This is a genomic window from Caballeronia catudaia, from assembly GCF_001544755.2.
Lineage (GTDB): Bacteria > Pseudomonadota > Gammaproteobacteria > Burkholderiales > Burkholderiaceae > Caballeronia > Caballeronia catudaia.
In genome coordinates this window covers 1-10,541 of sequence record NZ_FCOF02000085.1, presented here as the reverse complement: position 1 = coordinate 10,541, position 10,541 = coordinate 1, and the positions used below count along the sequence as shown (strand labels likewise).

The 10,541-nt window shown below is 60.8% G+C and carries 13 protein-coding genes and 1 pseudogene; 7 read left to right on the top strand and 7 right to left on the bottom strand.

The genetic code is table 11. From position 1 onward, the window contains the following. The first annotated feature begins 106 nt into the window (after positions 1-106). Both AWB75_RS35315 and AWB75_RS37910 read left to right on the top strand, forming a co-directional pair. On the top strand, positions 107-1,057 hold the full coding sequence (locus AWB75_RS35315) for a hypothetical protein (RefSeq protein WP_061128584.1): 951 nt from the start codon (positions 107-109) through the stop codon (positions 1,055-1,057). Between the two features lie 414 nt (positions 1,058-1,471). Continuing rightward, on the top strand, positions 1,472-1,699 hold the full coding sequence (locus AWB75_RS37910) for a hypothetical protein (protein WP_061128583.1): 228 nt from the start codon (positions 1,472-1,474) through the stop codon (positions 1,697-1,699). An 88-nt stretch (positions 1,700-1,787) separates the two neighbouring features. Here AWB75_RS37910 and AWB75_RS35305 read toward each other — a convergent pair whose 3' ends face one another. Next, entirely contained in the window at positions 1,788-2,492 is a 705-nt protein-coding gene (locus AWB75_RS35305) for a glutathione S-transferase family protein (protein WP_061128582.1), read from the bottom strand. Between the two features lie 679 nt (positions 2,493-3,171). On the opposite strand from AWB75_RS35305, the gene AWB75_RS35300 reads away from it, so the two are divergent. Further along, entirely contained in the window at positions 3,172-3,594 is a 423-nt protein-coding gene (locus AWB75_RS35300; RefSeq protein WP_061128581.1) for a hypothetical protein, read from the top strand. Positions 3,595-4,143: 549 nt separating this feature from the next. Here AWB75_RS35300 and AWB75_RS35295 read toward each other — a convergent pair. Both AWB75_RS35295 and AWB75_RS35290 read right to left on the bottom strand, forming a co-directional pair. Then, complete coding sequence (locus AWB75_RS35295) at positions 4,144-5,034, bottom strand: hypothetical protein (protein ID WP_235012416.1); 891 nt, start codon at positions 5,032-5,034, stop codon at positions 4,144-4,146. A gap of 152 nt (positions 5,035-5,186) precedes the next feature. Continuing rightward, complete coding sequence (locus tag AWB75_RS35290) at positions 5,187-5,630, bottom strand: SET domain-containing protein (protein ID WP_061128579.1); 444 nt, start codon at positions 5,628-5,630, stop codon at positions 5,187-5,189. Positions 5,631-5,720: 90 nt separating this feature from the next. On the opposite strand from AWB75_RS35290, the gene AWB75_RS35285 reads away from it, so the two are divergent. Then, positions 5,721-5,924 carry a hypothetical protein gene (locus AWB75_RS35285; RefSeq protein ID WP_045462886.1) on the top strand — a complete coding sequence of 68 codons (204 nt, stop codon included), beginning with the start codon at positions 5,721-5,723 and terminating at the stop codon, positions 5,922-5,924. An 82-nt stretch (positions 5,925-6,006) separates the two neighbouring features. On the opposite strand, the gene AWB75_RS35280 is transcribed toward AWB75_RS35285, so the two are convergent. The 3 genes from AWB75_RS35280 to AWB75_RS35270 all read right to left on the bottom strand — a co-directional run bounded on the left by AWB75_RS35280 (position 6,007) and on the right by AWB75_RS35270 (position 7,732). Continuing rightward, positions 6,007-6,285, bottom strand: a complete 279-nt coding sequence (locus AWB75_RS35280) for an HU family DNA-binding protein (RefSeq protein WP_061128578.1) — start codon at positions 6,283-6,285, stop codon at positions 6,007-6,009. A 69-nt stretch (positions 6,286-6,354) separates the two neighbouring features. Continuing rightward, positions 6,355-6,630, bottom strand: a complete 276-nt coding sequence (locus AWB75_RS35275) for a hypothetical protein (RefSeq protein ID WP_061128577.1) — start codon at positions 6,628-6,630, stop codon at positions 6,355-6,357. Positions 6,631-6,715: 85 nt separating this feature from the next. After that, on the bottom strand, positions 6,716-7,732 hold the full coding sequence (locus AWB75_RS35270) for a DNA-binding protein (RefSeq protein WP_061128576.1): 1,017 nt from the start codon (positions 7,730-7,732) through the stop codon (positions 6,716-6,718). 189 nt (positions 7,733-7,921) lie between these two features. Between AWB75_RS35270 and AWB75_RS35265 the strand changes: the two are divergent. The 3 genes and pseudogenes from AWB75_RS35265 to AWB75_RS35250 all read left to right on the top strand — a co-directional run. Beyond that, positions 7,922-8,164 (top strand): annotated as a pseudogene (locus AWB75_RS35265) (tyrosine-type recombinase/integrase); the annotation flags it as partial. Positions 8,165-8,311: 147 nt separating this feature from the next. After that, on the top strand, positions 8,312-8,554 hold the full coding sequence (locus AWB75_RS35260; protein WP_061128574.1) for a DUF1488 family protein: 243 nt from the start codon (positions 8,312-8,314) through the stop codon (positions 8,552-8,554). Positions 8,555-9,223: 669 nt separating this feature from the next. Continuing rightward, positions 9,224-10,210: a serine hydrolase gene (locus AWB75_RS35250; RefSeq protein WP_061128572.1), complete on the top strand. Its 987-nt coding sequence runs from the start codon at positions 9,224-9,226 to the stop codon at positions 10,208-10,210. A 118-nt stretch (positions 10,211-10,328) separates the two neighbouring features. On the opposite strand, the gene AWB75_RS35245 is transcribed toward AWB75_RS35250, so the two are convergent. Further along, positions 10,329-10,541 (bottom strand): hypothetical protein (locus AWB75_RS35245; RefSeq protein ID WP_143746649.1); only part of this gene is annotated, 213 nt, incomplete at its 5' end.

Here is a 10,541-nt window from a genome sequence, read left to right as displayed (position 1 = left end):
CGAAGGGCCTTCCTTCATCTTTGGTAAAGCTCCGCAAACATCGGTCGATTGATGCTCGCGTTCTTGGCACACCCCACTTCATTTTCAAAAGAGCCTAAGAGAGTTTGTGATTGCTCTGACACAGCAAAAAGACCGCGACGACATCGACGGTACAGACACAGTTGGCGGTGCTAATTCGGTTACTCTTCAGACCGAACTCATTAACGCCGAGCCGCCGGCTGAAGTCCAGCGACCGGCCGCCGCTGGAGACGAGCAAGCGCCAGCGGAGGTGCAGTTGGCAATACCGATGGAAGCTATGACGGCAGAAAAAGCTTTCATAGAGTCCCTGCCGGAGGGTGACGCCAAATCTATAATTGAGCGCATTAACTCGCATAACTGGTACGTTCAAAACCCCGCCGTACTTGAACTCGAGGCGTCCGGAATTCCGCGTGACGTTGGTGTGGCATTTGTCATGGGACGATCGGTATATCAGGCAGCAGAAGGAAGCGCGTGGAGGGCGGTGTCGTTCGTCGAAAATTTTGATCGCTGGGCGACCGCCAACGACGATCCGCAACAGGCGTTCATCGCTGGCGCAGTTTATGAGGCCTTTTTTGATTCGAGCGGCGCTTTCCGTAATATACGCAAGACGGAAAAGTTGCCGGATTTGCTCAATCTGCTTCAATCACCACGGTGGCGAAGTGCTCGGGCCCATTTCCTAGCGACATTAGGCGACAGACGAGATACTTTCTACTGGCTGCCGGGGCAGCCCATCCCGGCGGTCCAGCTAACATTGGAGACTCACGCTGTTGAGGCTCATTGGTTGATCGACCGAGCAGTCGTGCTGGTTGAAGGATTTGAGGCGCGGGATCTGGTGCGCCCATCGCGTGACATCGAGTGGAGCGTCCGGTCATCAACCAGCCGCGAGTCGATCATTGATGAAGTATCTGAGTACACGCTCATACCCCACTCGTCGATCGCTCTGACGGTTACGCCAGCGGAGGCCGCAGAAGGTGAGCTTAGGATTGCGCCAAATCAGGTTTTGGACCCATGCTTGCTCCTGCCTCTAACCCGTGCGTGAAAAATGCTTTCAGCTACTGTAATTGTCACGGATACCGGTTTTGCCGGCGCCAGTGATGCACTGGCCGGCCCACATTGCTGTCCGGATGGCGGTTCCACTTTGGGGAGCTGCCGCAGCGCTCGCGCCCGGTCGAAGGACGACTATGGGGCGAGCTTGCCTATTCACATTGAGGGGTGGTTGACGTTCAATGCTACGGCGATACGAATGGCCGGTCTCCTTCGTTGAACAGCCGTCCAAACGTGGATCGATGAACGTCGGCAAAGGCCGAAAGGCGCATGTTGACCGTGAGGCTGATTTCTGAGTACACCAGCCATTCGAGTGGCCGCTCCATGACTCGGGCGAGCGGCGGAAAGTGCCCGCGCCCCCGTGCGGCGTAAGTTCTCTCGTCGAATTGACGATGAGGCATGCCTTGCGATGCGGATCGCTCTCGGAAAGCTTGAAGACCTCTTCGAAGAACGCGGCGATCGCGCCGCGCGGCCGCACGTGATGTTCGATACGCCCCACGCGGTCGCGAAAGCCGCGCTCGACGTGTCGTTCGAGCGCGCGTTCCTAGACCGCGCGTTTGTCGCCGAAGCGTTGTATTGGCTCGCGGCCGTGAGGCCCATCGTTGCGGCGAGATCGCGGACGGCGGGCGCTTCGTAACCGTGCGACCAGAACTGCACAGTGGCCGCGTCGAGCGCGGCCTCCTCATCGAACCACGCGGACGCGGCATGCTGCAAGTCCTCTTCTCTCACGCCGTCTTCGGGTAGTTGGACGGGAACAACGCACGCTTCGTCTCTTCGTCGTTGACCGTCTTGAACGCATGCTTCTTATTCATGGCGCGCGCGCGTTTGACGGCGGGCCGCGCGTCGATCTTCGCGAACCAGCACTTGAGTTCTGGATATGGCCCGAGCGGATCCTCGCTCGACTTGAACACGCGCGATGCCCGATCGAGCCAGCCCCACGCGGACATGTCCGCGATCGTATAGCTGTCGGCCACGATGTATTCGCGGCCCTTGAGCCTGTCGTTCAGCACCTGATAGTGACGATCCGCCTCTCGCCGATAACGATTCACCGCATAGTCGAGCCCTTCCGGCGCCGCGTACTGGAAGTGCACCGCCTGCCCGGAAAACGGTCCGAGCCCACTCGCTACGAACATCAACCACGAAAGAAGCTGCGGACGATCTTCCGGCGCGCCGGCGAACTGACCAGTTTTCTCTGCCAGATAAAGCAGGATCGCGGTGGAGTCGAACACAACAGCCGGCTTGCCGCCCGGCCCTTCCATGTCCACGATGGCGGGCACCTTGCCGTTCGGATTGATCGCACGGAACTCGGCCGAATGCTGCTCGCCCTTGCTGGTATCCACCGGCTTCAGTTCATATGGCAGCCCGGATTCTTCAAGGAAGAGCGCGATCTTCGCGGGATTGGGCGTCGGGTGAAAGTAGAACTCGATCATGGGGATCGTCTCCGTGTCGTGGCCGATATCGCGTCATTTTAGATCGAACGATCTTTTATGCGCAAAAGCGGATCGGAAAGGCTAACAGTCCCAAGCAATGCTGGCGTAAGGGACCACGAACGTCGTCGCGCTCGATCGAATGTTAACCGCCGCACTCGCACGAGTCTCACTTCCTCAACCTTCGATATCGATCCACTGCGCGCCGGCGCCGACGGCGAGAAACTGCAGCGGCGAGAACCACCACGCCGGCGGGAAACGGCAGCGAGAGCCAGATCTTCACGAGTGGCGATCTTGCGGGATTCGACGCCCGCGAGGACGCGATTGCCTGCGCACGGAGTTAGGCGCATGAACTGTCACCTCAGCAAGGCGAATTACGTATCGGCCCGGAATGTCCCCCTTGTCCAGTCGATCAGGCGGGCCAATAAAACCTGGCTGATCGTTGTGCTCGTCGAGGTTCTTGCTTGATGAGTTCGATCCTTCGATGTTCTTCGGCTCCCTCGCGCTTGATCGCTATGAGGCGCCGAATCGCGCCCTGCCGAGTGGTGAAGTATCGATTCATGAACGTTCGCGTCGTGTTTGCTCACACGATGGTAGCGCGGCCTCCCTTAAGCTAATGTTATGCACGACACACCGCAGGCCGATAGCGTCGAAAAAAAGCCTTCGCCACCATCAAACAACCATGACATTCAAGATCAAAGCAGCGGACCTCAAGCGCATGGAAGAGGGGCTCGACATCCTAAGCGCGCAGCGCGTCCGACTGGGACAGGCGGTGGGCGTGTTCAATGAAGCACTCGTCTGCGCGCGCGCGACACTTCAGGCCGCGGTCGATGACTACAATCAGAAGGGCAGAGATGTGCGCGCGGAGTTCGAGAATGTGTACCGGGCACTCGAAAAAGCCTACGCCGAGCGTTCGGAGGACTGGAAAGATGGCGAAAAGGGCACGGCCGTGAAAGAATGGCTCGACACACTCGAATCGTTCCCTGAGAACATCGTCGATGTATCGCTTGACGAGTTCATCCACGAACTTGAACTCGAAGACCTAGTCGGCGATGACCCGAGGGACGACTTCAAAGACGTGGGCCAGGAACCGGATGAAGCATGAAAGCCGGCTGAAGAAAAATCAACAAGCGCGACGTCGAAGTTCGGCCGCCTTCGATCCGCACCGGCACACCCACATGTTGTTTGAGTGAGGACTTCAGGCTGAGACGCCGCTGCAATCCTGCCCCGCCTCGGCACTTGGCGCACAGCCGTGATTGATTGACGATGGACCCGTGCGCACGGAATTCTTCCGTGTCAGCGAAGCAACGGCTGGCCGAGAGCGCAACCATCCCCTTGGCGTATTGGCGTATTACTATGGACCTTCGACATCCACGGACGACCGCATTGGAACCTTTGACTTCACCGCATGGACTACGAGGGTTCGCGCACCTGATCGAGTCGTTGACGCAGAAGCATCAGGATCCTGCCGAAGGCCACGCCGTATCGGACTCAAGTGATTCGCTTGGTACGAAGGATCCTCTGGTCTCGCAAGTGCTCGAGCAGGCAGAGGCAACGCTACCGGCAATATCGCAGCGGGTGTTTGTGTTTCCGTCCGACAAAAAATCTCCAGCGGCCACGCGAAAGTTAGGCCGGTGACGCAAACAGACCCACGTCACCGATGCTGCACTTTCCGTGTTGCCATGTAGGCGTCAAACAGCCCGGTATGCAGCCGACTCAGTTCTTCGCGTAAGGTCACCAGCTCGTACTGGTCGCCCTCATGTTCCCGACGCAGAACCTCCCCTAGCAAGGCGGTCGCACGCGACGCCGGCAAATCTCGCTGGACGCGCGCCTCGCCCAGCCGACTCGCGAGCGCTGGCTTGACGACAACTAGCCAGGCCGGAAACCACATATAGTCCTCGATTTCGCCTGTGCCGGAGAAGTCAGCATCGAAGCGCCGACGCAGCGCATCGAGCGAAGCGTCCCGAAGCCCGGCGATCAATGCGGCGAACCGCGACGGTGCTAGCCACGCCAATTCTGCAAACAGTGGCCACGCCGCGTCGAGACCGCCCGCTTGATAGCGCGCTTGGGTCATCCAGGCGAGTGGCGACGGGATGCGCCACCACGATTCGATCGTGTTGACGGCGTCGGTGGCCGCCGCCCAGTTCCCTGCTCGAAGCCATAGCGGCGCGGCGTGACTTTCGCTGTGGGTCGCGCAGAACCCCAGCGGTGCAGCACGCTGGGCGAGCGAGCGCCAGCACGCTGTCGACCACGCCTGAATGTCCTTTGCCGGCAGCACCCGTTGAGCCGCAGGCATCACATCCTCCTCGAGGTGCCGAAATACCGAGGTCAGTTCAGCGTGGTCGGTCAGTGGACGGCTTGACTCGTTCTCGAGTTCCCGAACTAGCGCCGTCATCGCAGGCAGCGCGCTGTCGTCAGGGTATTCGCTGGCAAGCTCCGTCAGTGAGGCCCGCGCGTCGACCGCATGGCGACGCTGCAAGTGCTCCACGACGTCATTGCGCAGTCCCACGTCGCGGCTGTCGGCAAATATATCGAGCTGTTGCATGCTTTGCGGCATCGTCGTCGCGCTCAGGAATGTCGTCGATGAAGAGCGATCAGGCTAATTCATTTCAACGCGCCGGGAAAGCGGTTGCCGGTGCTTTCGGCAGGCTTTTCACGGGTCAGCTCGTGCAACAGGTGCGCCTCACAACAAAGAGCCTACCGACGCGCATCCAGCATGGTGCCTCGACAGCGGCGAGCGCCGCACCGACATGCGTAAAGGCGCTTGAGCGCCGCCGTTCGGCGCCCTTCGACATCCAGTGCGTAATCGATGAAGACCTCGGCGCCCTCTTCAATCCTGCGTGTCGCCCGAATGAAGACCCGGTCGCCCTCCTGTTCGGCTTCACAGTTTGGCGCGCAACTGTGATTGATCCAACGCGCGGAGTTGCCGCCTCGTGCGCCATCGATCATGCGTCCGTCGCCGAGTCCGAAGAAGAACGTATGTCCTTCTTCCGCGGCCGACCGTTCATACCGGCGCTGTGCTTCTTTCGCCGAGATGATCTCGCCTTTGTACTCGAGGATCGGATCGCCAGCGGAAATCGTCACGGCGGCGAACACACCGCGACCATGAATGGGCGAATGACGGACTGCAATGCGGCGCATGGTGAACACTCTGGCGTGGGAAGAACGAAAAATCTGCGTTGGGGGTGACGAAAGGCATAATCGCATCATCGCATGTCGGCCTGTCCAGAAATGTCCGCTCCGCCTCGTCGCACGAAACTCAAACGCAAGCCGGCGCGCGGCACCCTGGTGCGCTATGAAGACCGGATCGCGGAAGTGCTGGGCGAAGCCCGCGGACAACGCGTCATGATTCGCTCCATCCACCCGGACGGACAGGAGCGCCGCACCGCGGTGAAATGGGTGAACCTCATACCGCTCGAGACTCAGCTTTTCTGACCAGGCGTGACCCGCGAAACGCGTGTTGCGACGGCACGCGAGCTGCCTGCGGCCGTCTCGCGTCACTCGGTTGTCGCTGCGCTCACGCCTGATTGACGGCGTCTTTGAAGCCTTTCCCGGCGGTGAACTTCACCGTCTTGGCCGCTGCGATCTCGATCGTCTCACCGGTCTGCGGATTCCGACCGGTCCGCGCGGCGCGTTCGCCGGTCCCGAACGATCCGAAGCCAATCAGCTGAACGGTGTCTCCCGCGGCCACCGTCTTCGAAATCGTCTCAAACACCGCATTGATCGCCTCTTCTGCGGCGGTCTTGCTCGTACCCGACTGCGACGAAACGGCGTCGATCAGTTCCTGCTTGTTCATTGAACCCCCTCTCGATTGAAAACGAATGCGATCTTACCGAACCGCTACGAAAACTTGCGACCGCCGCTGCTACGAGGCAGTAATGGTCGCATCCAGGTCGAACAAATCCGAGGTTGTGCTGTGGGCAGCGAGCAGCTCGGGCAAACCGCCATTTCGAACCTTGGCCAAGGTGTCCGGCGACAGCCAGGTTTCTTCCATCGCCTCGATGCCTTCCTCGATCATCCGCTGCAGGAAAAACGATTGCTTGCGCCCCGTAGCCTCGGCCAGTACGCGCAACCGCTGCTCGATGACGGGGTCGATGCGCACCGCCACGACCCTTAACTTGTTCTCCGCCGATCTTCTCACCCGTTTACTCCTTTTGACGGTCGGCGCGACTGGAGCGCCAACCGGTCATGGATCGCGCCACCCGCGGGCGCCATCCGGTCATTATCTACGTTCGAGCTTTCGCTCTTGCCATTTTGCCAACAGCTGCCTTTCGGGCGGCTCGCCGGACGGGCGGACTGGATTCTGCCGTAGGCACGCGCCGCGCCGGAGAGCGCGTCGTTCCACGCAGCGCCTTCACCTGTTTTTGAAGTGACTGGTGTGCCGCCTCGAGCGCGGCGAGCTTGCCTTGCAGCACCCCGGTTTGATGGCGGGCATCGCCCTGCTGCGCCTGCAGCGCGTCGACTGTGCGACGATGGTCGGCCTCTCGCTTGTCGGCGCGTTTGGCTGCCTCAGTCAGTTCCTTCTGAGCCTTGGCCACCGCGCTGCGTTCGCGATCGATTTCCAGCAACGCGCGCTTTTCCGTTGCGCGCAGGCGCTCTTCGGCACGGTTGGCCGTCTCCCGCAGTTTCTCCAGATCACGCGAGAACGTGTCGCGGACCTTCTCCAGCGCTCGCTCGCGCGCACCGGCCTCTTCGCCGAGGCGCTTGATCTGCGTTTCAAGCGCTTTGCGCGTGGCGGCCTCCTGTGCCTGCTGCCGCTCGAACTCCCGAATCTCGACCTGCGCCGCCAGCAGCGCGGCGGTGCGTTGTTCGAGCGCGGTCTCGGTGCGTCCGAGTTCATCGCGTGCCGCAACGACCTTTTGCTCCGCGTCGGCCCGCTGCGCCTCGACCTCCTCGCGCAGCGCGGTCAGTTCGGCCTGTGCCGACGTGCTCGCACGCGTCCACAACGCACCGATCAGCTCACCGGCCGCCTCGCTGAGATCGGCTGGCAAATCCGGATGCTCGATGCGCACGCGGCTCTTCTCGCGCAACTCCGCCCAGAACTCGCTCAGCACCGACGCCGGCGTGCTCATGGTGCCGCGCCGGACCAGGTTGTAGAGGCGATTGGCGGTCGGCGCGACGCCAAAGCGAAAGAACAGCAGCGCGCATACCTCGCGATAGAGCTCGCGCGTCTTGGGAAACTCGACCTTGAGGCGCTCGATATCAGCTGCGAGGCGGGTTTCGTCGGAGAGGACGTCGGACATGGGCGCAAGGAGCCAGGAAATTCGCTCATAATACAACGTAAGTCATCCTATATCCAACTTCACAAAGCCACTGTTTTGACATTATGCTTATTATGTCGAGGACTGGTATATACGGATCTGTTGCGTCCGTTCGAGTGGATCGGCGCTTTCCGTCACAACATCATCATGTGATGTTGGTAGTTTTGGTCGTTGCGGTTCGCACGGACGATCTCTGTGTTCCTACAACTGGACGGCGGCTCAGGACTCAATCGGGCGGTCGCGGGTTGCGCGCAGATTGCCGCAGATAACGATCTCGATGCGATCCGGGCGTGGCTAGCTCGCTTCGTCGGTACGAAGACCACCTTCGAAAACTATCGAAAAGAAGCCGAGCGGCTGGTGCTCTGGTCCGTCGTCGTGCTCGGCAAGCCGCTCTCATCGCTCACGCACGAGGACTCATCGCATCGCGTGGTGAGATGCCTGCAAACGTTACGACATGACGCCATGTCTTCACGCGTTCCGCAATGACGGGCGTCATGCAACAATCTCGTGTCCCACGCAAGACGATGAACGCGCCATGGAAAACTCGACCTTGAACCTCACATTTCGGCCGATCAACGCGGCGTGACCTTCGTCCTGGCGTCGAAGTACGGCTCGGTCGAGTGCACGATCTTGCGTGCCACGCTGGAGGCTTGTTTCTGGCTGCCGCCCAATGCGGACGATGCCAAGACCTTGAAGATCTTTCACGATGGAGCGGATCGCATTCAAGCGATCGCTCTTCGGAAGCTGCTGGCGCACCCTGCGGCGCGCCTCGAGTTGACGACCGCGGATTTCTTGCGCGGCTGAGCGGCGTCTCGTGTCCGGCGATGCCGGTGGCGGGTGGGCGCAGCCGAGAACGAAAGAGGAGGCAATCGAGGAGGCTGCGGATTTCGTCGAACAGGATGCGGCACTCGCGCCCGGGAGAAACGGTTGCGCTGCCGGAGCGTGCGCGACGGGCCGCCGATGATTGGATGATTGTAACGATCAACCGGCGCAAGACCGTGACAGAAGTGAAGGTCACGCAGGCGCCGAAGACCGAACGGAGCGGAGCGGACTGGCTCGGTCTCTCACCATGCATCCGCTGACCGATGCGGAGCGCCGCACGAGTGATCCGTCGCAAGGCCTGATGGTCAAGGCGGCACCGGGGGAGCGGGAGGCGAAGGCGGGCATTCATCCACGGATATCGTCCTCCGCGTGAACGATGCGCTCGTCGAGTCACAACACGAACTCGCCAAGTTGACCACCGGGGCCGGTAAGAACGCCGCTTTGCTGATGCAGCGCAAAGGTACGCGCAACGTTATGTCCGTCCATTTGGAATGGACGAGTCGAGTCACGATTCCGTGACGGCTGGCCGCGATTCACGAACTGTCTCGTTCGTCACACCCCGTTTCTGCCGGCAGCGACTAAAGTTTAGTGATTGGCCTCGCGAACCCGCGATGGCCCCATCGCGGCGAGATTGCGGGCTGTGGTGTAAACATGATCAAGGAACTGGCCACTGCCCTGCTTCTCGTCGCCGCACCGCTCGTCGCATGGGCGGGAACCCCGTTGCTCCAGTCGCGCAGCGCGTTGGTGTACGACCTCCGGGAACAAAAGAGCCTCCTCGAAAAAGATGCCGATACTGCGCTGCCTGTCGCCTCGTTGACCAAACTGATGACAGCCATGGTCGTGCTGGATGCAGCGCAGTCGATGCAGGAGATGGTGGCGGTCGGCGACGCCGACATCGACCGGCTCAAGCACTCGGGATCGCGCATCCCCGTTGGCGCCGCGCTCGAACGCGGAGAGATGCTGCGCCTCGCGTTGATGTCGTCGGAGAACCGCGCGGCCTCCGCGCTATCGCGCGCGTTTCCCGGCGGTCAGCGCGCCTTCATCCAGAAGATGAACGACAAGGCGCGCGTGCTCGGCATGGCGGCGACACAGTTCGACGATCCGACGGGGCTGTCGGCCGCCAACGTCTCCACTGCACGCGACCTCGTTAAGATGGCGGATGCCGCGTCGGACTACGCGCTGATCGACGCTTTCACTGTACTTCCCCGATACGGGGAGGCCATCGGCACCAAAACGCGGTTCTATCGCAACACTGATCCGGTCGTCCACTGGCCGGACTGGACCGTTCAGCTCGCGAAGACGGGTTACACGCGTGAGGCGGGACGATGCATTCTCGTGGAAGCGGAAATGCCGAATGGTCCGGTTATCATTGCGCTCCTTGGCGCGCGTTCGTCCTGGGCGCGTACGGCGGATTTGATCGCAATCCAGCGCTGGCTGAACGGCGACGAAACGCCGGTCGTGATGCCGCGCATGTATCACGCGAGCGTGAAGCATCATCACCATCAATCGTTCATTCAATCGCATCGCGCCAGGGTGCAATTCACCGCCTATCGGGCCAGCGCGGTCCCGGGTGTTCACCGGATGAATGGCAACCATCATGTTGGCCAGCGACATCTCCGCCTGAGATCCAACGTTTAGCGTCATGCATGTCCGCGTTCCGTCATGGAAGCAGCCTTGCCCGCGGTCGACCGCAATTCGCGATGCACATAAAGCGATACACGTTCGATCGCATTCTGGCGATTCTCATGTAGTACATTTATCGGCTCTCAAGCTTCGCATCGTCTCCGGCTTCGACCGCTTTGTCGTCGGTCAACAGAGGCTGCAGCGCAGGCCCGAGCGACTTGAGCAGTTGCACGGCGAGTGCGCTCGTGAAATCGTAGCGCGCCGCATACGGCTCGCGCACGTAGGCGGTCAGCGTGCCGAAGAAGCGTTCGCCGATCACGAAGACGAACGTCGCGCTCCGGTTCAC